This is a genomic window from Pseudomonas sp. NFXW11, assembly GCF_049887815.1.
GTDB lineage: Bacteria > Pseudomonadota > Gammaproteobacteria > Pseudomonadales > Pseudomonadaceae > Aquipseudomonas.
On record NZ_JAGEKI010000016.1, the window covers coordinates 1 to 20,229 of the forward strand.

A 20,229-nucleotide genomic window follows, 5' to 3' on the forward strand; every position below is an offset into this window, starting at 1 on the left:
AAGTATTAATATCACGCATAAGAACGCCGGTTTTTTAGATCTGTTTGCTCGCACGAACATCATCTATCAAATCGGCGTTTTTGTTTCTGAGTTTCCCGGGATTCCGTGAAGAACCTTTTTTTTGCCTTGGGCAAAGTGCGCAGGTTGTTACTGGGGCTCCACTTGGTTGCAGTCCTTGAGCAGCAACTGCTCCTTGGCGGTGTGATCGGCCTCGAGGAACGACAGGCTGCCCTGCTTGCCCTTGGTGTGCCAGCGGAAGCTGTTCTGCTCGTCGTCGGCCACATACAGGGCCCCGGACCCGGAGCGGGCGATATGCATGGGAATCAACTGCTCCTTGTAGTAGAGCGTGGCGAACGAAGTGCCATTGTCGATATTCAGATAGGCCGCATCGATGCGCACATTGCCTTCGCACTGATAGCGCGCGACCTGGGTCTGGTAGGCCGGCTCCTCGGGCGCAGCGGGTGCCTTAGCAGCCAGGGCCAAGGGCGTCAGAGTCGCCAGCAAAAGGGCGCCGCAGAGCGGTACGAGACGAATCTTCACAGTGTTTCCCCCAGTCAATCGATGATGGCCAATGGGACTGGCTGATGCGGGTTAAGTTCATCCCGAACTCTGATAGCAGCCTCAGGGTGGGCTGGTTATTCCGGACGGTCGCGGGGCAACAGCTCCAGGTAGTGCTCCAGAGATGCCTGGGTCAAGGATTTGACCATGATGCGTACCTGATGGCGCAACTGCCCCAGTTCGATACCGTCACGGGTACGCGCCTCTATATAGCCGCAGGCATTCCAGAAGCGCTGCGCCCGCGCGTTGTCGAATACCACGCTCAACCGCAACCACTGCGCGCCCTGCTCGGCCGCCCAACGCTCGAGCTCGTCATGCAACTGCCGGGCTAGGCCGGTGCCTTGCTGCGAGGTCGCCACCATGAACAGGCCTATGTGCCAGACCGTCTTGGCCAGCAGATCACTGACCACGCTGACCATCGCCATCAGCCGGCCCTGCGGGTCGAAGTAGCCGATCTTCCAGTTGTAGGTAAAGGACCAGCCCGGCGGCAGGCTGTCCTGGATCTCATCCTGGGCTTCATTGGGCTGCGGATCACAGCCATGCACGATGTGGAAGTAAGACGGGTTCTCGACGAAGAACGCCTGCACCCTTGGCGCATCTGCCAGGGTGATCTCCCTGGCCACTAACCCGGTAGAGGAACGCGGGCACTGTCCTTGTTGCATGGGGCCGTACTCCTTGGGAGCCTGATTGCGCGATTTTCCGGCGCAATCCTAACCTCGTCGCACAGTGGGCGACATCGCCGAGTTGTTGGAAAAGTGTAGGCCGGGCACCACCGGTAAACGATTCCGGAATGGCTTCCGCAGTAACCTGTAACACCCTGAGCGGTCAGGGTTTACATAGCTGGCGAGGAACGCGGAGCGCTATGGCCCTAACAGGCGCATTGACTCAGGGCGCTCAACCAAGACTAAAAATCAGACCACTCCCGCTATCAGGCAACACCGCCGCCCTCATGCTCATAAGTGGCAAGGGCTTGTAAAGTCGGTTCCAGATTTTGCAACTGCTCGATAAGCTCCTGCACCTTCCTATTCGACGCCGCTATGTGTACTGGCTATTACCGAAAAACCACACACGTAACAGTGCGAACGTAGAACCGCTAGCGCAAAGGACTTGCCGTAATGCCTTCACTGAACCATGTAGCTCTTGCCATCACCTTACTGCTGACATCAACCGTTAGCACTGCCAACGATGTCATCTCCGAGGAATGGGAGCGCATGATAAGAGCGGACTTCCAAAATGACTGTGTAAGTCGGTTGGACCAGTACCTATCCAGTTCAGGGTACAACGGCGTCCGCGGTAGCACATGGCTTGTACAAACCTGCGAAGGCAACTTTGAGTATGGCGCGAGTTATTATCCGCTTAATGTGCATACCGAAAATAACCGGATCGAGGTCAGGCGGACACTGAAACTTCCTCCACTAACACCGGCGCAGTTGAAGAAAATGTACTCTTTATAGAAGTGGCGCGGCAGAAGCCTGCCGGCACGCCATACATTCCGATCACACCCGGCAATGCGCTGTAATCCAGGCCGGTAGCTGATGGATCGGGAGGTCTTCTTTGCTGTATTCCGCATGAATAGCGGCTTGAGCGGTATGCAGGTCTAACAGATCCTTATCGACGAAGCACTGCTGCTTGGTTGTCCGAGCAATAGGAACTCCTGGAGACCTGGAAACTTCGCTTAGGCACTGACTTGAAATAATGGCCAATTGCCGGTATCTAATGCGCCCTTTCAAATGTAAGGACACCTATTCCATGCTCCGCGTACAAAGCGTTTCTCTCTTGGCGCTCGCGCTTACCGCAGTAACCCTTTCCGGATGTGTAGCTGCACCTACGTGGGTGAATAGGGGGCCAACCGATCTGGTCACGGGCAAAGGCCTGATCTCTTGCTACACAGACGCAACTTTCATTGATGGCGAAAGGATGGAGGGCACCCTCTGCGCCACTCCCGAGTCGGGCTTCTTCGGCGGCGGTGAACCAGAGATCTACTTTGGCCCATGGAACCGGAAGTTCATGAAAGAACCTGCCAGTACGACAACTACCGGTATTACTCGGGACTATCAGGGCAAGAAGGTGTTTCTGCAGTGCAACCCTGTACTTGCTACAGATGAAAAGACCGAGATTGGGCGTGACTGCAAAGTGACGATCAATGGCCAACTGATAGTCAGCGCCAACGTGATCTTCAAGAAATAAAGACCCGATGGTGCCGCATTTACCTGCGGCACCCCACCCCTCCAAAGCCCTCAATAGCCTGATGTGCACCTATGCATCAAATTGGCGCTTATAGCGTTCAACGTGCTCGGGAAAGATTTCGCCATAGGCTGGGTACTCGATACCTAGAACGACGAGTTCCATTGCATCCGCCCCACAATCAGCCGAGTAATCAGCGATGGATGCGCCAGAAGCACGAATCTCCTCCCCGCCAACCATACGCACCCTAAAGTTGAAGTGCCTCTGATCATGCTGAGTAGAAGCCCTGACTTGCTCCTGGATGCTGAAGTAGCCGGGGCCAGGAACAAAAACACCAAAAGCAACCCCCATGGGTGGGTCGCCAAGCTCCAGATCGGACCAACCGATAGGCTGCCCATTACTGAAAACCTCGAATCGCAGCACGCAAGTTACCTAAAGAACATGGCTGAAGTTCTCGTAGGGTAACTCAATCCTCGGCATCACAGGTTCCGGCCACCGATTGGGACATGACCATGCGCTCGACTCCGCGGGAATGATCAAAGAAAGGGCCAGTGTTGGGTCGGACATAGTCAAAAAGAAAAACCCCCGGCGCATGCCGAGGCTCTTCGATTGAGCGCAGCCTGGAACTAGTTCCTTTAGTTCAGAGCACAAAGAGCTGCCTAGGGCTGAATATCGTAGGTCATCATAATCCACGCCCTATCGTTTTCTGGCGACCAGTACACACCTTGGCCTGCTGACACAAACACCTCATACGGAATAGTTGACCACGCTTCGAGCTTACCCACATGGAACGCGTGATACTGGAGGCATCCATTGGGCTTACCTACGCGGGGCGAGCTTGGGCGTTACGCCGCCAGCTCGCGTAGGGAGCTATTAGAACTCCCAACCGATATGGCCGTAGGTTGGGTATGGATCCGTACCGTTGTGCTCGGCGCTTATGCCTGTTTCCTATCCGTTCGGACTCCATCTAGGGCGATGATTGTGACTAGGCCACGCAAAGCAGGATCCATAGTCGCAGCAAAAAGAATAGGACTCGCTGCACTCCCTGCTCGGAGCAATAGTGTGGAACGTCGCCCCCCCCTGTAACTGCAGAGGCCCGGTATAGGTAAGTGCGTCTTTCCGTGCTGCCTGCCGCGGGCTTTTCCAGCGTCAACGTCCCATTGCATCGATCTTGCTGATCCAGTCTCGCGCTACTCCTACCGTGGCAAAACTCCAGGTCCTTTGGCACTTTTTCGACAAGTCTTCGCCGGCTTTGCTCCTGGGCTGCTACGGCGCCAGGTTTACGCCGTTGCAGCGACCCTTGGTGGAGAAGTCGCTGATCTGCCGCGCCTTATCCACCGTCATTAGGATCGTGCAGCCGCCAGGATGGCTCACGTCGTCCCAATAATTGGTCTGGACCATCACATTGCCTTGCATCTGGGCGGTGCTGCCGACCACCTCCTGGCGTACATAGGTGGTGTCGCGATACCAGCCCAACTGCACCCCACCTCCGCCGGGCAGCGGCTCCATGCGCCAGGGCGGGCCGAAGAAGTCGATGGCCTGCTTGGCGTCGCGCCCCTGCCATTGATGGCTGGCGCGCAACTCCGGCAAGGTCGGGATGCAGCCGACCAGAGTCGGCAGCAGCAAGCCGAGAAGCAGTAGTGGGCGTGTGTTCATCGGGCGCTATTGCCCAACATGTCGTCCAATTCTTGCACCGCCTGGCTGTTGGCCTGGACGCCAATCAACTGGATGAACATGGCCTGGACGGTGGCGACCATCCGCACCGCCGGCATCTTGCCGATCGGCAACATCTGGTTGTGCGCACGATTGTCGGGGGCGCAGACGAAGGCGAAGGTGCGCTGCAACCAGTAGTCCTTCGGTGCGACCCAACCGTGGATATTGGTCTTCACATCCTTCACCGCACCGTCGAAGCGACGTATCGCCCGGGCGCTGTCCAGGCGGATCTGGCGCTGCTTGCATTTGACCTGCACTTCATAGGCAACGAGGGTCGGGAAGGCCGGGTCTTCGAACAGCTGCATGACCTGCGCCGATTGCACGCCACCCGGCTTTTGCACGATGCCAGCGGCATCGGCGACGTACACCTCGTTGTGCAGGCGCTCCCCTTTGCCATAGATGATCCAATAGTCACCCGAGGCTTGTTCGGCGATGGCCGAGGTACTGCAGGCCATGGCCAAGATAGCCAGCCATCGACCGGAGGATAGAAGTCTGTAACCCATGGAGGTCCTTTCCCGATTTCTGTGATCCAGGAAGAACTATACGAGCGGTGGTTGGCCAGGGTCGATTAGCACGCTTGTACTAATGGCTAAACGCCTGCAGCCATTGGACGTTTTACGAAAAGTGCCTGCGCACTGATATTGCTGACCTGGGAGTACTCCCAAGACAAAGAAGGCCCGGCACATGGCCGGGCCAGTGGTTACATCAGGCCGTTCACGTTCTCGGCTGGCGAGACGATCTGTACAACACCCTTCGGAAACAGGTTACCGAAGTGCTTACCCATTTTTACTGCGCTCATTTTTCACCTATTGATTCGAATGATTGGTCGGAGGATTCCGCGTTCATGTCGCTCATAGGCGATGAGTTGAAGCTCGTGGCTTTAGCAAATCGTGCAAGTAGGCCTAACGGATAGCCAGGTGGCTACTTGATAGAGGCTAGGCCACGTCCTGCGCACTCGGCGCAGGCAAGAGATCATAAGTAATAAAGACCAGAAGTTGGCCATTATTCTCAGAAGCCCAGAGGCCGTTACCAGGAGGTAGGTAGACTGGATACTGGAGTTTCTCTGAACTTGACGACAGCATCAGCAACACTGGAACACCCGGACCATTCCAATAAGAAGGTTCCGTTGTACCGGTGGTAATAAACGAGAGGCTACTGCCTATGATCTGGGTAGTACGCAGAACGATTCCATTAAGGTTCGCAGAGGGTGCGATGAGTTGTTGCTTACCTTTGACGTTGGCAGAAATGAATTTCTGGCCGAGTGCTACTGGTTCCATGATTTTCACCTTTGAGTCGAATAAGTGATTGCGGAAATTTCCGCATCTATGTCGCTCAAAGGCGATTACTCGAGGCTCAGGGCTTTCACTCGATCCAGCGGGCCAGCAGCAAGTTGACTTTTGCTGCCTTTGGACATGAGGAGTGGAATGACTATTTCAGCAAAATACTGGATATGCAACCAGTAAAATATGAGCCATTCGTGCCACCCAGCCAGGTGGCCGCACCTGGACCAAGATCCGTCGGCTCCATTGGTGCTCCGGAAACAACAAAACCGCTCACGGGCAGGGTCTGAGCCATTCCTCGTCCCAGCCCCAGAGGGATGGACGTGCTTGGTTCATTTGTCCAGATTCAGTAGGTCGTGCATCCGCTCACCTATTACTCCTCGCAGCCATGCAGCATGAAACTCCATGTCTTCCAGAGAAGTACCCTCAGCCAATCGATATTCGAACTCCTTACCCCTAGGTCCCTGACACACAACACTAAAATGGTCAACGCGGTCATAGGTTTGAAGGCAATTTACTTCTATCGACAAGAACCACCAAAACTCCGCCGAGGCGAGTTAATGGCTTGAGGAATCGAGTCAGCGCCATATGTAAAAAGCCCAGCGCGGGGCTGGGCTTCGAGTTTGGCAATCTACTTGAAGTAACCGGTTCTGCGCAGTCGCAGGCTGTAGGCCCAAACGGCAATTAGCAGAACTGCTTGCAGAGTTCCCGGCAATATATGCCAGGCCACCTTCGCATACATGCTGGCCGACAACGCCACGCCAGCAACTCGAGGCCATCCAAGCAGCGGCACAGGAAATCTTCAAAGCACTGCCTGAGGGCTACCTGGATAGTTCCGGGCCAGAAATCAGCCTTCCCAAAGCACTGCTCCTCAAGCTCCAGCGGGCGGTGAGCGAAGCGACTTAGCAATTCAATTGCATCCCCTTCCCGGTGCATCTGAACAACCAACACCACGATAGCTAGTCGTTAACGGCCCAATCCCTGGTGCTCACTAACACCAGGGTGCGCAGGAGAGCTGCTTGTGAGCCTTGAGGTGATCAGTCGTCCCTGTCATCACGATCGCGATTGCGATCACGCCATCGATCACCATCGCGGCGGTCATGCCTGTGGTAGTAACCCTGATCGTTGTCATCGCCCTGATCATATCTGCGATCGTGATCATAGCCCCTGTAACGATCACGGCCGTACCCTCCTCCGTCGTCCCAGACAGGCACGCAACCTCCCAACAAGAGGGAGCCTGAGATAGCCAAAAGAATGATTGCTGCGCGCTTCATTTTGAATGTCCTGAAAGCCAGTAAGGGCAGGATATTCGACTGCAAATCGGCTCAGAAATTCATTGGCAAGAAAAGCAAATCCCACCCCTAGACAGCGCACGCGTGTACTCCCCTCCGCGCCGATCGGCAACCAGCGGAGCGGATGAGTGCAGCCGAGTTTTGTTGGACCAGCACCCGCCACTCTGGAGGCAATCATGTCAGCACTACGCAAGGCGCAGCTCGAATACGACAACCGCATGCCGCCTCCGTTAAGCGAGGACGACCTGGTCGAATCGGATTACTGATGATCATCCCCATCCTCTCCATGGCCTACCTGATCTACAGGGGGCCGAGGCCATGAATGACGTTGCCGAATCTGCGCGGCCTAGACCAAATCCAGCGTTACCCATAACCGTAAATGCACTTTTGGTTCATTGCCCGAGGTTAGGCTGGACGGGAATCAGATCCTGAACTTCTGCGCAAGAGTAGGTGTTGGAATAGTCGAAGAATTTCGGCCTTAATTCGGAGCCGTAGCTCATACATTGGAACGCAGACGAGCCTTTTTGCAAGATTAGAAAGTGAACCGTGCCGACTCTTGCTGGCGACTGGTAGGCGGCTTTGATCTCATAGCCACTGCTTAATAGATCGGTCACCTTTTTAGTTTCCGCCAAGGCCAATGTGCTAGTGACTAGTAGGCCCAGCAGCGAGATGCTCAGGGCATTTTTTGCAATACGATTCGTTCTTGGCATGAATCCGTCATCCGTGAAGGGAAAATGTCAAGTTACCTAAGTTCAACAAAACCGTCACGGCCCAAGCCAGCTGAGTCGTAAAACTCAGCGGACTGGTCACACTCCGACAGGACCGGTCCAGAAGAGTCCATCCGACCCGAGAGCCCAGGACTTGGAATGAATGACAAGGCCGAGCGGACAGCATGTTCGACAGCACCTCAGGTATCGAGGAAAGACTGCGCCAGTAAGAGCGAATCGTGAAAAGGCACTTCTCAGCGCGATCTGGAATTTCGCCAGGGAGACTGGATACACCTCATTGGCTAACCCTTGCTCTGGGGTAAAAGGAAATCGTGAAACTGGCAGGGATGTATATATCGAGGATGACCTGCTATTGCGCGTTTGGGAGTGCGCAGAGCAGCCTCTTCGCGACGCACTTGATCTGTTCTACCTTACCGGCCACCGACAAGGCAGAATCCAGCGGTGATATCCTGCAAGCCAGAGATCAACTTGGGCATACGACGGTGATTATGACCGAGCAGTACATCCACAATCGAAAGGGCAAAAAGGTCATGCCCACCAAGTGAATTGCGGAGCGGTATTTGAAATTGCGGAGCGGTTCAGAGTAAGGCTCGCTCAAAAAAACCGTGCAAGCCCTTGATATAGATGGTGCCTGAAGCCGGAGTCTAACTCAGCTGAAAAACACCAATGTTTTCTTGGTTGACCCGTAACGACGTGATTCGGATGTACTTCCTGCTGTACTATTTTCTCGACGCTGGCTCACATCCAAAGCCTGATAGGCATCGAGGATACCATCCCTGGCGTCCACCGAATGCCCCCGCTCCCACATTGCTACTCAACGCGACACCACCACGACTGCGCGTACATCGCCCCGTCGACTTCTTCCAGCCCGCTGATGTTCAGGCCGAGCTGGGCCATGCCATTGATCTTCGCATCCAGCAGTCGTGGGAAAACATCAGGACCTGGACCACTTTTAAATATCCATGCCTCGACACAGGTTCTCCCAAGCGCCTTGCTGTGAGACTCAACGATGTGAACGTCGCCCTTCACCGGCTGGATTTTTCGGAGCCTTTCGGCAGGTATTGCTACGCCACGCTCCCTGCGGCGAACGATTAGGAAATTCATAGGGGGCCACACCAATACTGTATGTAAATACAGTATTTCACCACTCAGCGTGCCAGTGAAGAAAAGGCGACAGGTGGGACTATGCTTTACCCTCTCGACGCGAGGGCAAAGCAATGTGCGGACGACTCTCCCAGTACCGCGGCATCCACGACTTCGTCGCAGCCCTGAGCATGCCCGGGGCCCTGGTCAACAACGTCGGTGATCAACCCTTGGGGCGCTACAATGCGGCGCCAACGATGCAGCTCGCACTCTTCCATATCGCCAACGACATGCTTTATGCAGACCCGGTGACCTGGGGATGGCGGCCGCACTGGGCGACTGACCGGGCCGCGCCGATTAATGCCCGCGTTGAGAAGGTGGCCCACGGCCCATTCTTCCGTCAGATCTGGCCGCACCGCGCCATATGCCCAATCGACAACTGGTTCGAGTGGGTTGACGAAGGCGGCCCGAAGAAGCAGCCCTACCTGATCCGGCACCGGAGCGGTTCCCCCATCCTCTGCGCCTCAATCGGACAACTGCCTGGCCAAGATCGAAGCGAGCACGAAGGCTTTGTGATCATCACAGCAGATAGCGAAGGGGGGATGGTCGATATCCATGACCGCCGGCCGGTGGTCCTTTCGCCTGCCCTAGCTCGGGAGTGGCTCGACCCAGCCACGCCGAAGGAACGCGCGGAACAGATGGCTCTGCACCAGGGCGAGGTCGCCAAGGCCTTCGAGTGGTTCAGGGTTAGCACTGCGGTAGGTAACGTTAGAAATCACGGGCCAGAACTCATCGAGCCTATAGCTAGGCTCGCCGGGGGTAATGTGGTGAACAACGGCTGATCATTGACAAGCCGATAAGGTCACGACCAGAAGCCGCTCGCCCCAGATCCACCACGGCGTCCTGCAGTCTGAACACAATCCCAAAACCTCCACTCCGCGCCGGCACGAATCGCCCTCATAACTCAACGCTTTGGCCTAAACTCGACGCGTGCCCTGATGAGTCTAAGGACTGGACGCAATGCTCACAAAAAAAGCCTCAATTTTTACCACTGAGTGGGCTGATGCCAAACTCAAGGTTGGTCATGTAATTTTCTTCGTCGCTATAGTGTGCATCTCACTAATAGCGATAAGCGCCTGGGGGGTATTCAACTCCTTGGAATATCATTTGCACGACAAAGAAACAGAGATGTCAAATCTCTCGAAGACATTATCATCCAATATCGAGGCAACTCTAACCCAAGCGGACTCGGTATTATTAAGTGTGAAAGAGCACCTGGAATCTGAAGACAACAATGAAGGCAGCTTAAAAAAATTAGAGGGACTACTAAAATCGCAACAAAAACGATTACCTCAAATCCATGGCTTCTTTATCTATGACGAGCAAGGAGACTGGATACTGAATTCAAATGGTGTCATCCCCGTCGGCGCCAACAACTCAGACCGTGACTATTTTATTTATCATCGAGACCATCCGGACCCAGGACCTTACCTTGGCCCTTCCATTCGCAGCCGCTCAACAAATGAATGGATTATGACGGTATCGCGCCGCATCAACCATGATGACGGAAGTTTCGCCGGGGTTGCGATAGCCACGATCTATCTTAACTATTTCCTCGGTCTTTATGATGGTGTAGACATGGGGGAAAACGGACTCATAAACCTGGTTACATCAAGTGGAAATATTATAGTTCGCAAACCATTCCACGAATCGGAAGTCGGCCTAGACATATCAAAGGGGGAAGTATTCGCACTATTGAAGCCTGACGTAGATTCAGGAACCGCAACTATAAAATCTTTTATAGACCATTTAGAGCGGGTAATAGGTTTTCGACGCATCAATGGGTACCCGCTAGTAGTCATTGCCGCATTTGACAGAAATGAGATACTAGCCGACTGGCGAAGCGAGTCCTTTGCCAGCCTGGTAATTTCTACCATACTGCTATTAATCCTTAGCCTAATAGGCCACCAACTAATCAAGTTGATTAAGCAACAAATCCAAGCACAAAGAGAGCTACAAATATCCCAAAAAACCTACATTGAGGCCAATAAAAAACTTGAATCAATGGCACTCGAAGATGGGCTAACAGGGATTGCCAATCGCCGTCATTTCGACTTGTTTTTAGAAGCTGCAATTAGCCAAAAAAAACGTAAAAACAACGACACGACCCTTATCATAATTGATATTGACTTCTTCAAACTTTACAACGATCACTACGGCCACGTACAGGGCGACGAATGCTTAAAGAGTGTAGCAACAACAATTAAAAACCACGTAAACCGGAGCGGCGATCTTGCCGCTCGATACGGAGGAGAAGAGTTTGCCATCATACTTACAAACACAGACTACATTGGAGCTTTCCTTCTAGCTGAAAAAATACGAATTGACCTAGAAAAAAACAAGATTGAGCATATTAAGTCCCCATTGGGCGTGGTCACCATCAGCATTGGCATTAGCGCACTCTCTGAAAGGGATTTAGGCATTTCTAAGAGCCTGATAGATACTGCCGACAAAGCGCTATACATCGCAAAAACTAATGGAAAGAATAGGACAGTTATTTCAAATTAGTCTTGAACCTCAATCTACCGACTCTAGGTCCACACGAGTAGCTGATGGTTTACCGTAGTGCCTGCCTGACAAAGGTCTGACATGCAGCAAGCGCGATTAATCCTTGATCACCGTCTCCGGTGATGGCGACAATTCGTTGAGCAGCCGCTGGGTCAAGTTCGGCTCGCGTTGCTCCATGAACCAGGCCGCTGGCGCCGGCGGTGGCTGGCACCCCACAGCTACCACCCGAGGCGGTGGCGTTGAGTAAGACTGACAGCCGCAACTCAGTAGTAGCAAGCTTGTCACGCAGACGAACCTGGTTCGATTGAGCATCGCGCAATTCCTTGTAGTGAGTTTCATCATTCACCTGCAGGCGGTCCTCCAGCGCCCGGCGAGCGTCCTGCTGGATTTCCTGCCAGTCGATCACGGCCGTGGCGGCCTGCTCGCGATCTGTGCTGTACGCCGCGGCCTGCTCGGCCAAGGCCTTGTCGTAAGCATTGGTCTGCCATGTCCATGCGCACCAGCCGCCTAGGGCGAGCCCTAGCACCAGGGCCAGGGTGGGCAGCAACCAGACCGGGGCCTTCATGCCAGCACCTTCAGCGCCAGGTCATACAGCGCCTTCCGCTCCGTGGCACCATTCGGTACGCGGCCTGGCGAGCCGGTATTGATGACACTGCCGATGTCCTGGATGCGGCCGGCGTCGGCCAGCTCGTTCAGGCCGTGAGCGGCCCACCACCAGGCGGCGGACTGGGCGGCTTGCTCTGGCTGCTCCAGAAGCTCGGGTTGCTCCTCCAGGGGCAAACCCAGGCCGCCGGCGGCGGCGTGATAATTCGAGCGGCCGGTGAGCTGGATCAGGCCGCGCCCTCGATACTTCCAGCCATCCCCTGGCAGCGTGTTCCCCATGCGGCCGGCGTACACGATGTTTGCGATCTGCTCAGGCTGCCTTGCCACGGCTGCCGCTGTTTGAGCGGTAAAGCGGCTTGGCCATGTCGTCAAAAGCCCCTGGGCGCTGTAGTTCAGGTTCTCGACCATTCTTGTCAGTTGGCCTGACTCATGCCCGACCTGTGCAATAAATGCAGCCATCCGCACTGGCGAGTCGATCTTGGAGCGCGCCATTGCCGCATTCAGCGCAGGCACAAAAAAGCCCGCGACTTGGCGGGCTTGGGGGATGATTTGCAGCAATTGCTGCTCGGTGATTGACATAAAAACACCTGGATTCGTGATATGTTTGTGGGCAGTGCGTGAGGACTTTAATGACAACTCGATTCGGTTATGATCTTCGTGAAAATCACCTTGATGGATTGCGTGGGTGGGCAGCTATATTTGTGCTTGTCTCGCATCTGCGACCATTACTTCCGGAAAATTTCAAGATACCGAGAATATTTTTTGCAGATGGAATGCTTGCAGTAAGCATATTTTTTGTTTTATCTGGATATGTTTTATCCATTGGATTTTATCGAAACACATCAAAAAGAAGAGTTATCGATCTTGCAGTGCGCAGATATCCACGATTGGCAATACCGGTTTTATTTTCCTGCCTTCTAACTTACGCGCTACTAAACCTAAATGCATTTTACAACATTGAAGCTGCAAAAATAACAGGAAACAAAGATTGGCTTCCGGTATTTTTTCATTTCACAACAAGCATAACAGAGGTTTTTAGATATTCCCTTTACGAAATATTCATAGATCCTCTAGCTACTCCAAGCTTTAACCCGGTACTCTGGACGATGTCATTTGAGTTGGCGGGCTCTTTCATCGTATTAGGAATTTTATTATTATGCGGTAAAAACAAATACGCACAACTCACCGTGCCAGCAATATTTCTAGCCGTCGCGACAATTTATGAGTCGCACTTCTCTGGATTTGCCTACGGAATGATAATTGCTCAATTAACTGCAAAATCACATTCAAACTGGAACAAAGGAAGGATTGTAAATACCCTGCTGATAGTAGCTCTAACTCTAGCACTCTACGTCGCTAGCAAGAGAGAATTAGCAGATAACGCTTTGCTCCTTCCTGTATGTGCAGCCATCTGTGTATTTTGCATTCATTTCTGCCAAGTTCTGCGCTCGTTTTTCAGCATGAAAATATCGACTTGGCTAGGGGCTCTGTCATTTCCAATTTACCTGACACACATACTGGTTCTTTTCTCGATAAGCTCTTGGTTTATTGTAAAGGCGAATGAATTTAACATCTCACCTGAGATCACTGCCACATCAACCATACTGATATCAGTTTTTTGTTCTACTTTGGTCGCGATAGCATTCAAGCCAATTGAGTCGACAGCAATAAAACTCTCAAGAAAAATATCAAAGACAATACTATATGCAAGATCATCAAACCCCCTAGAGAAAGTTAATGATGCATAGCACACATTAAAACCAACTATTTCACTGGTGGAGCAGGCCACGAAATAGAATTCGGCCAGCCAAGACTGGACTGGACTGGACTGGACTCAATGCGATTTAACTTAACTCGATACTGCCTCCACTCTTTCAAGGTAGCGATTTCATCTGGTGTTGCCTCTGAAAGATCAATGGCATCGTGCAAAGCCTCGATATTGAAAGAGGCCCATTCCATCAACTGATTTTTGATCCGCGGCACGTTTTGCTATTTGACAATTCGTCGGTAGCATGGGCGCCAAGAATTCTCCATCCATATAACGCCACCCTTCTCCTACAACTTCACCTTCTGGAACTTCAACCAAAATAAGATCCTTGTGAAACATCTCAGAGATGTCGCCATCCGTTTCAAAAAATTCAAATACATCCCGTCAGAAATGCGAGCATATTTCATTTGAGCCACCTCAAGCATATTCATAAATGACAGTAACCTCAGGAGCTCCGCCCTCTCCGCCCAAACCACCAACGGCGGCGCGATAGCTCCAGCGGCCGGTGAGCTGGATCAGGCTGTGGCCACGGAGGTGCCAGTCGTCGCTAGAGGATTCAGGACTGTGGCATATGCGGCTTCTAGCGAGCCATCGCATGGTTGAGCGCAGGAACAAAAACGCCCGCGACTGGGCGGGCATTCGGGAGGATCTGCAGCAACTGCTGCTCAGTGATCGGGATTACTTTTCTCCAAGCAAAAAAATCCCTCTCGATAGCGGTGGTTACTTAGCTTCAGGCGCTGGCGGTGCGGGTGTTTCTTCCGTCTTCGGCATGTTCAGACGCACGTCGATCCAACTGTTGAGCGGTACGTCAAGCGGAGCCCCGCGGCCGGGGATCATTTCGCCGTCCTCGGACAGCGTCCAGCGTTGCTTGAATAGTCGAATGATCACTGTGCCGTCGTCATCCTGTTGGCTCTCAGAAATACCAAGGGTGCGGCCACCGTAGGGCGAACACGGGTCTTGAGTGCGCCAGCCCTCAAGAGCAAGGCCCAGGCTACCCATCACCCGATATTCGCCGACAGCAAGTCGCTCAACAGTTGCGCCGCGTGCCTCATCGTTCGCAACGCCCCATGCGCCGGCAGGTTCGAAAGTCTGCTCCTGCAAGTCAAGGCGCTGGCTGTCGGAAACACTTGCAATGCGAACAATCGGCGACGCCGCGGATAACGCGCCGCCTGAGCCGCGGGTCGTGTTCCCGGTGTGATAGAACTCAAGCCAGCCCGTCTTTGTACCGTTAACACTTGATCGAAAAAGAGCAACCGCTGGCGAAGTACCGAGAACAAACTGCACCCAGTTTCCTGTCGGCTGGTCATATGCAGTATGCGAAACCGATCCGTACTGCGCTGCCGCTGGCTTATCAGTAGCGGTTGGCCCAAATCGATAGGAGCCAGATACGGGTATCGCTCCCAGGTTTGTAGTCGTCGGAATCGCAGTGCTGCCAACACCGAAGTCTCCAACTTTCAACACTCGGCCAGGGGTAGCGTCAGTTGAATTTACGGTGAGCAAGGCAGTTGCTGCACTGCCCAGCCCAAGGCCAGCCCTGCCGCTGGCTTGATCAGCTCCACCTGTCCCGCCCTTCGCCACCGGCAACACGTCATAGTTGCCCGTGGAGCCAAGCGCAGCCATCTTCTGCCCGTACTGGCCCGTCCAATCGCGCACCTGGTCGGCCAACAGCTTCTGGTAACCCTGCACAGGCATGACGGCATACGACTGGCCTGCAGCTGTCGGGCCAAGGTATGGGGACGCCAGGGATATCACCGTATCGCTGGCGACATTCTGCAGCTCGTACTGACGGCCATCTGGGCCGATAAATGCATCACCGACTCGGGTATTAGCAGCGAACCCAGTATTGGTTCCGGTGACCGTTGTTGAGCCGCTTGTCACGGCTACTGTTCCGGCTCTAAGCCAGGCCATATGTTTTCTCCAGGCAAAAAATCCGCTCGAAAGCGGCAGCTGTTTAACTTTTTCGAGTTTAGGCCACGGGTTTTCCGAATACTGCGCACGCCGTGAACGCATATGGATTTTGGAATGCAGTTAGCCCGATGCGCAGTGCGTTAGAAGCAAAGTCAAACTGCATCTGAACGACCCTTCCAGTTTGATTATTTGCCATCGCCAGCATTCTCAAGTTATTCACCATAAAATAATCTCCAAACTGATAGTCGAGCGGCACGTAGTACCAGTTTGTGTATGCACCAGTCGGCCCCTTCACGCTATGGGTATAGGTCCAACGCTGAAAGAGCCGCGTGAAATTCATTGTCGGGGCGCCAGAATCAAATATCAGCTTCTCATCCGCACTCCATAACCGAAGGCCATAGTCAGATATTGGTTGCGAATCGAACGCAGCAACTACTACTTGCCCGTGAGGATTTTCGGAGGCTATCGCACAAGACGTCCAGTTGCCAGGTTCTCCGCCATAGATAACTCCAAGGCTAATGCCATTGACGTTACTATCTGGTCTCACAAAAAACAAAGGGGGCTCAACTGTTTTAACTGGGTGCTGAAAAGCCACAGAGGCCTGAGTCCCGCTGCCGTCGTAGCGCCCATGATGAAAGATGCACAGCCGATTAAACTCCGAGTCAATTGATACAACATCATCGTCATTCGTGACTTCTAATCCATACCTATCTGCCACCCTATTTGTACCTCATCACAATGAAACGCATTATTGCCGTGCTCCGAGATCCTACTGTTTCACCTGAAATGAAATTTCTGACATAGGCCTCACCAACACCCATACTGCTCTCCAGCTGTCGATTTTGCGGAACATCAAAATCCTGAGGGATGTTGGTCAGCGGAATCACCATTGCGACAGAGTTATCCGGACTACACCCTGGAACCTTATAAACTTTCGTATAGTTCGCAGGCCAACCACTAGAATCAACAACCTCATTAATAATAATTCGATAGGTCGAAGTTGAGGTATCAAACTGAAGAGTTCCATCTGCTCCCCACATTCGCAGCCCATAGCTCATTCGCTAAGATCTCCAAGCTGCACACGCTTCTTATTGTTGGCATCCCAAACACGCAAAGAACGATTGGTGAGCATTGTTCTCCCCTGCCCAGGAACGACCCCATTAATTTCGAACGTCCCGTCGAAGAACAGCTTCCAACCAGATACCTGTGGGACATAGTTATTTGACTGGATGTAGTTGCCGATCTTGGCGTTGGTAATCGTGCCGTCCTGAATGAACGCAGAACGGATGAATGTCTGCCCACCGCTCACCGAGAACGGCGACACGGGCGTGCCATTGGCAAGGTTCAACAACATGAAAGTGTCGGCCCGCACTACGAACTGCGAGGACACACCGGACGGATCTACTTGCAGGCCCAGGCCGAACGAGGCCGCGTACTTCTGGCCGCCGGCTGTGGTCTCCATCTTCACTGACCACAGCGTTTCAAGCTGGCCGTTGGTGTTGGCCAGTGCCGAGGACGTTTCCTGAATCGCCGCTGTGTTCTCGCCGACCGTAGCCTGTAGCTTGGTCGTCCGCTTGGCCTCGGCTTCAATCTCTGAAGCACGGACCTTCTCCTCGGTGACGATGGCCGCAACGCTGTTAAACCCCCGCATAGCATCAGCCAGATCGCCAGAACCGTCGTCCTCGCGCCAGGAAGCACGCAAGGCATTGGTAGTGCTGGCCTGCGCCGTGACCACGCCGTCGAGCTCCGTGATATCGGCGGTGTTGGTCGCCACCTGCTGGGCCAGGCCATTGGCCGTTTCAACCGACTGCCCAACATCGAGCCAGTACGTCAGGCTCGGCGGTGGGTTGTTGGTCGGCACGTCCTTCAGCGCCTGGTAGATGCGGCCGCCCTCAACGACCATCTGGCCCTTCAGGTAGGTCGCTTCCGGGTCATACCCTTTCAGCCCATCGAGAGCATCGATCTGGTTCTGCAGCCCATCCAGCTCGCTCAGCAAGTCCTTGCCAAGCTCCGTCTTGCCTATCTTACCGGCAAGGTAGTCGAGGATCGGAGATGCGTCCGAACTGGCCTGGCCCATCACCCCATTCACGACCGGATAGAAAGGTCCGACGTTGCCGGTACGGTCGACCAGGCGAGCCCAGAAGAAAAACTGCGCGCCAGCGGCCAGGCCTTGCAGAAGAAAATCTGACTGTGGATAGGCAAGGTCCGTCAGCTTCGTTGCAGCCTCAAGGCTGTTGCCTGGTCCATACCAAATCTCGGTGCGCTGGGTGTCCTCGGCGCCCGCTGGGAAGCCCCACTTCAAGCCAATTCCGAACAGTTCACTGGTGGTAGTCAGGTACGACACCGCCGGCGGCAAACCCTCCTTACCTTTGAGCAGGGTCAGATCGGAGCTTTTCCAGATCGACGAGATATCGAACGCGCTGACAGCACGTACTCGGGCCAGGCAGGCACCGGCGTAAATGCCGGTTACATCGACCGAGGTCGATCCCGTGCGCTGCAGCTTGATCCAGTTGCCGCTGTCCTTACGCCATTCCACGTCGTAGCCCACAGCGCCACCCACGGCGGGCCAGGAGATGTTCATGGTGCTGATCGCGATGCCCTGGTCCACTGCGAAGCTTGATGTCAGGGTGACGCTCGCCGGCGGCGGGACGACGGTGATTGGAATCACGCTGATCGGCCGCTCTTCCAGTCGGGCGCCGGTGTCGATGTGCGCAAACTTGCTCGGGTCGTACTGAACGGCTGATATCTCGAACACGCCGGGCTCCGGCCGTGCCACGCTTGTGACGCGGTAGAGCGGGATCGCCAGGTCATCAGCATCCAGCGCCCACACCAGTTCGCGCTCAGGTACTACGGAATATGCAGTGGTGACAGTGACCTGCCGGCCGTTGACCACCTGGATGGTGCGCCCTTCGCACTTACCATCTGGCAGGTTCAGGATCAGCCGGTCGCCGGCCTTGGCCTGGGTATCACGGTCCAGGGTGACCACCTTGCCGCTCGCCGCCGCGATACGCCCGCCTACAGGCCTGCCGGCCAGTAGCTCGTCAGCAACGGGAATGACGTAGCCAGGCAGCGGAATACGCCCGTCCAGGCCAACCTTGAACGTGATCGCTCGGTCCCTGGAGTTGGTGAGCAACGCCCACTTGCCGCGGCGCTGGGCCTCGGATTCGCGGGTACAGCCGATCGCGCTGATCTCGAGCGGGTTGTCGCCATACCGGCGCTGCAGCTTCTGGTCGGTCACTGCCGTGACGTCGGTGTCGTAGTTGTTAGCTGGGTTGTCGTAGCTGACAAGAGCGCGCGTGTACCGGGTGCGCTCCGATGCGCTGGAGTAAGTGAACTTGCCGTCGATGACGTTCGCTCGGGTGTAGGCAAAGTCAAAGTCGGCGTCGCGCGGCATGTCGGACAGGGTAAAAACCTGCCCTTGGGCCCAATAGGTCATGCCGCGGTAGATGGCGGAGATATCGCGCAACAGCGTCCAGGCATCGGCCTTGCTCTGGAGATTCAAGTTGCAGATGAAACGCGGCTCTGTTCCGCCCTTCCCGTCTGGCACCAATTGGTCGCAATACTGGGCGATGCGGTACAGCTCCCACTTGTCCACCTGCCACGGCTTGATGCGCCGGCCCAAACCGAAGCGGTCGCTGACAGTGATGTCGTAGGTCATCCAGGTTGGATTGTCAGTCCAGGCCAACTTGAAGCTGCCGTCCCAGATACCGGAGTAGGTCCTGGCCACTGGGTCGTAGTTGGCCGGCACCATGACCTTCTTCAGCTTGGTCTCCACGGTGACGGCCGGGATGCTGCGGAACTGTTCAGCCGAAAACTCGATGTAGAGCAGCGCGGTGTTCGGGTAGCGCAGCTTTGCATCGATGACCTCGGTGAAACCCGCGATCTGCATGGTGTCGGCAATTTTGTTGTTGTTCTGGTTCGGGGTGATGCGGGTCACCCTGAGCAGCCAGCCGCTGGCAGCGGCCGGCAGATTGATACGCCGGGTACGCTCGTAAACACTGGTGGTCTTACCGTCCACTGCCTCGCTCAGGACCTCCTGATAAGCCCCGCCGTCGGTGGCCAACTCGACCTTGTAGGCAATCCGGTAGCCGTTGATGCTGCCAGCCGCATCAATGGACTGAAGCATCGGCCAGGCAAAGCGCAGACGCACGGCCGAAAGCTGGATGTTGTTGATCGCACGAACCCACGGGGTGCCGCTGCGCAACTCAGTGCTGATGGTCGTCTCGTTCTCGACCGATGGGATGCCCTGGATATAGGCCTGGTCCACCGCTCCAGTACGCCACTCCCACTTCACGTTCGGGAAGTTCATGTTGCCCTGAGGGTCTTGCAGCGGGGTGTTGTCGAGGCAGATATCGCGCGCAGTCGGTACGCCTTCAAATTCGCCCTCGCCCGCCGCAATCAGCATTTTGGCTATGGCTACAGAGCGCAGACTGTCCGGAGCCTCAGTCGGTGTCTTGGGTTTCTTTTCGCCGCCCTTGGCGCCGTGAATCTCAATGCGTTGTGCTGCGCCCATGCTTTCCTCCAGGCAATAAAAAACCGCCTCA

19 protein-coding genes and 2 pseudogenes are annotated in these 20,229 nt (G+C 54.5%); 5 read left to right on the forward strand and 16 right to left on the reverse strand.

From position 1 onward, the window contains the following. Window positions 1–147: 147 nt before the first annotated feature. Window positions 148–540 carry an MliC family protein gene (locus tag J4P02_RS22405; RefSeq protein WP_426194343.1) on the reverse strand — a complete coding sequence of 131 codons (393 nt, stop codon included), beginning with the start codon at window positions 538–540 and terminating at the stop codon, window positions 148–150. A gap of 95 nt (window positions 541–635) precedes the next feature. Continuing rightward, complete coding sequence (locus J4P02_RS22410) at window positions 636–1,220, reverse strand: GNAT family N-acetyltransferase (RefSeq protein ID WP_426194345.1); 585 nt, start codon at window positions 1,218–1,220, stop codon at window positions 636–638. Window positions 1,221–2,307: 1,087 nt separating this feature from the next. On the opposite strand from J4P02_RS22410, the gene J4P02_RS22415 reads away from it, so the two are divergent. After that, the gene (locus tag J4P02_RS22415) at window positions 2,308–2,745 is read left to right on the forward strand and encodes a hypothetical protein (RefSeq protein WP_426194347.1); all 438 of its coding nucleotides are present in this window, start codon (window positions 2,308–2,310) and stop codon (window positions 2,743–2,745) included. Between the two features lie 69 nt (window positions 2,746–2,814). Here the strand turns inward: J4P02_RS22415 and J4P02_RS22420 are convergent, their stop codons facing one another. From J4P02_RS22420 to J4P02_RS22440, 5 genes are all read right to left on the reverse strand, one after another. Next, a complete protein-coding gene (locus tag J4P02_RS22420) occupies window positions 2,815–3,165 on the reverse strand; it encodes a hypothetical protein (RefSeq protein WP_426194348.1) in 351 nt (116 codons plus the stop codon). A gap of 843 nt (window positions 3,166–4,008) precedes the next feature. Further along, complete coding sequence (locus tag J4P02_RS22425; protein ID WP_426194350.1) at window positions 4,009–4,398, reverse strand: hypothetical protein; 390 nt, start codon at window positions 4,396–4,398, stop codon at window positions 4,009–4,011. After that, window positions 4,395–4,910 (reverse strand): hypothetical protein, encoded by a 516-nt coding sequence (locus J4P02_RS22430; RefSeq protein WP_426194352.1) that lies wholly within the window; start codon window positions 4,908–4,910, stop codon window positions 4,395–4,397. The genes J4P02_RS22425 and J4P02_RS22430 overlap by 4 nt, the downstream gene beginning before the upstream one ends. Before the next feature lie 480 nt (window positions 4,911–5,390). Then, the gene (locus tag J4P02_RS22435; protein WP_426194354.1) at window positions 5,391–5,732 is read right to left on the reverse strand and encodes a hypothetical protein; all 342 of its coding nucleotides are present in this window, start codon (window positions 5,730–5,732) and stop codon (window positions 5,391–5,393) included. 1,687 nt (window positions 5,733–7,419) lie between these two features. Further along, window positions 7,420–7,737, reverse strand: coding sequence for a hypothetical protein (locus tag J4P02_RS22440; protein WP_426194356.1), 318 nt, complete (start codon window positions 7,735–7,737; stop codon window positions 7,420–7,422). Window positions 7,738–7,915: 178 nt separating this feature from the next. Here J4P02_RS22440 and J4P02_RS22445 point away from each other — a divergent pair. Further along, window positions 7,916–8,300 (forward strand): annotated as a pseudogene (locus J4P02_RS22445) (hypothetical protein); the annotation flags it as partial. Window positions 8,301–8,565: 265 nt separating this feature from the next. On the opposite strand, the gene J4P02_RS22450 reads toward J4P02_RS22445, so the two are convergent. Further along, complete coding sequence (locus tag J4P02_RS22450; protein ID WP_426194358.1) at window positions 8,566–8,859, reverse strand: hypothetical protein; 294 nt, start codon at window positions 8,857–8,859, stop codon at window positions 8,566–8,568. A gap of 113 nt (window positions 8,860–8,972) precedes the next feature. Between J4P02_RS22450 and J4P02_RS22455 the strand changes: the two genes are divergently transcribed. Further along, window positions 8,973–9,680: an SOS response-associated peptidase family protein gene (locus J4P02_RS22455; protein ID WP_426194360.1), complete on the forward strand. Its 708-nt coding sequence runs from the start codon at window positions 8,973–8,975 to the stop codon at window positions 9,678–9,680. Between the two features lie 178 nt (window positions 9,681–9,858). Then, window positions 9,859–11,406, forward strand: a complete 1,548-nt coding sequence (locus J4P02_RS22460; RefSeq protein WP_426194362.1) for a sensor domain-containing diguanylate cyclase — start codon at window positions 9,859–9,861, stop codon at window positions 11,404–11,406. 49 nt (window positions 11,407–11,455) lie between these two features. Here the strand turns inward: J4P02_RS22460 and J4P02_RS22465 are convergent, their stop codons facing one another. Both J4P02_RS22465 and J4P02_RS22470 read right to left on the reverse strand, forming a co-directional pair. Then, complete coding sequence (locus tag J4P02_RS22465; RefSeq protein WP_426194364.1) at window positions 11,456–11,971, reverse strand: lysis system i-spanin subunit Rz; 516 nt, start codon at window positions 11,969–11,971, stop codon at window positions 11,456–11,458. Further along, entirely contained in the window at window positions 11,968–12,588 is a 621-nt protein-coding gene (locus J4P02_RS22470; RefSeq protein ID WP_426194366.1) for a glycoside hydrolase family 19 protein, read from the reverse strand. The genes J4P02_RS22465 and J4P02_RS22470 overlap by 4 nt, the downstream gene beginning before the upstream one ends. Before the next feature lie 50 nt (window positions 12,589–12,638). Between J4P02_RS22470 and J4P02_RS22475 the strand changes: the two genes are divergently transcribed. Further along, window positions 12,639–13,757 carry an acyltransferase family protein gene (locus tag J4P02_RS22475; protein WP_426194368.1) on the forward strand — a complete coding sequence of 373 codons (1,119 nt, stop codon included), beginning with the start codon at window positions 12,639–12,641 and terminating at the stop codon, window positions 13,755–13,757. A gap of 16 nt (window positions 13,758–13,773) precedes the next feature. Here the strand turns inward: J4P02_RS22475 and J4P02_RS22480 are convergent, their stop codons facing one another. The 6 genes and pseudogenes from J4P02_RS22480 to J4P02_RS22505 form a co-directional block, all read right to left on the reverse strand. Next, on the reverse strand, window positions 13,774–13,968 hold the full coding sequence (locus tag J4P02_RS22480; protein WP_426194647.1) for a tail fiber assembly protein: 195 nt from the start codon (window positions 13,966–13,968) through the stop codon (window positions 13,774–13,776). A 398-nt stretch (window positions 13,969–14,366) separates the two neighbouring features. Next, a pseudogene (locus J4P02_RS22485) lies at window positions 14,367–14,456 on the reverse strand (glycoside hydrolase family 19 protein); the annotation flags it as partial. Between the two features lie 41 nt (window positions 14,457–14,497). Continuing rightward, window positions 14,498–15,685, reverse strand: coding sequence for a hypothetical protein (locus J4P02_RS22490; protein WP_426194370.1), 1,188 nt, complete (start codon window positions 15,683–15,685; stop codon window positions 14,498–14,500). 58 nt (window positions 15,686–15,743) lie between these two features. Continuing rightward, complete coding sequence (locus J4P02_RS22495) at window positions 15,744–16,403, reverse strand: hypothetical protein (protein ID WP_426194372.1); 660 nt, start codon at window positions 16,401–16,403, stop codon at window positions 15,744–15,746. A gap of 1 nt (window position 16,404) precedes the next feature. After that, a complete protein-coding gene (locus J4P02_RS22500; RefSeq protein WP_426194374.1) occupies window positions 16,405–16,743 on the reverse strand; it encodes a hypothetical protein in 339 nt (112 codons plus the stop codon). Then, a complete protein-coding gene (locus J4P02_RS22505; protein ID WP_426194376.1) occupies window positions 16,740–20,198 on the reverse strand; it encodes a host specificity protein J in 3,459 nt (1,152 codons plus the stop codon). Before J4P02_RS22505 ends, J4P02_RS22500 begins: the two co-directional genes overlap by 4 nt. Window positions 20,199–20,229: the final 31 nt, after the last annotated feature.

Excerpts from the sequence above, each read along its gene's own strand:
- J4P02_RS22410 (WP_426194345.1), bottom strand. The coding sequence starts at position 1,220 with ATGCAACAAGGACAGTGCCCGCGTTCCTCTACCGGGTTAGTGGCCAGG.
- J4P02_RS22415 (WP_426194347.1), top strand. The coding sequence starts at position 2,308 with ATGCTCCGCGTACAAAGCGTTTCTCTCTTGGCGCTCGCGCTTACCGCA.
- J4P02_RS22425 (WP_426194350.1), bottom strand. The coding sequence starts at position 4,398 with ATGAACACACGCCCACTACTGCTTCTCGGCTTGCTGCTGCCGACTCTG.
- J4P02_RS22430 (WP_426194352.1), bottom strand. The coding sequence starts at position 4,910 with ATGGCCTGCAGTACCTCGGCCATCGCCGAACAAGCCTCGGGTGACTAT.
- J4P02_RS22435 (WP_426194354.1), bottom strand. The coding sequence starts at position 5,732 with ATGGAACCAGTAGCACTCGGCCAGAAATTCATTTCTGCCAACGTCAAA.
- J4P02_RS22440 (WP_426194356.1), bottom strand. The coding sequence starts at position 7,737 with ATGCCAAGAACGAATCGTATTGCAAAAAATGCCCTGAGCATCTCGCTG.
- J4P02_RS22450 (WP_426194358.1), bottom strand. The coding sequence starts at position 8,859 with ATGAATTTCCTAATCGTTCGCCGCAGGGAGCGTGGCGTAGCAATACCT.
- J4P02_RS22455 (WP_426194360.1), top strand. The coding sequence starts at position 8,973 with ATGTGCGGACGACTCTCCCAGTACCGCGGCATCCACGACTTCGTCGCA.
- J4P02_RS22460 (WP_426194362.1), top strand. The coding sequence starts at position 9,859 with ATGCTCACAAAAAAAGCCTCAATTTTTACCACTGAGTGGGCTGATGCC.
- J4P02_RS22465 (WP_426194364.1), bottom strand. The coding sequence starts at position 11,971 with ATGAAGGCCCCGGTCTGGTTGCTGCCCACCCTGGCCCTGGTGCTAGGG.
- J4P02_RS22470 (WP_426194366.1), bottom strand. The coding sequence starts at position 12,588 with ATGTCAATCACCGAGCAGCAATTGCTGCAAATCATCCCCCAAGCCCGC.
- J4P02_RS22475 (WP_426194368.1), top strand. The coding sequence starts at position 12,639 with ATGACAACTCGATTCGGTTATGATCTTCGTGAAAATCACCTTGATGGA.
- J4P02_RS22480 (WP_426194647.1), bottom strand. The coding sequence starts at position 13,968 with ATGGAATGGGCCTCTTTCAATATCGAGGCTTTGCACGATGCCATTGAT.
- J4P02_RS22490 (WP_426194370.1), bottom strand. The coding sequence starts at position 15,685 with ATGGCCTGGCTTAGAGCCGGAACAGTAGCCGTGACAAGCGGCTCAACA.
- J4P02_RS22500 (WP_426194374.1), bottom strand. The coding sequence starts at position 16,743 with ATGAGCTATGGGCTGCGAATGTGGGGAGCAGATGGAACTCTTCAGTTT.
- J4P02_RS22505 (WP_426194376.1), bottom strand. The coding sequence starts at position 20,198 with ATGGGCGCAGCACAACGCATTGAGATTCACGGCGCCAAGGGCGGCGAA.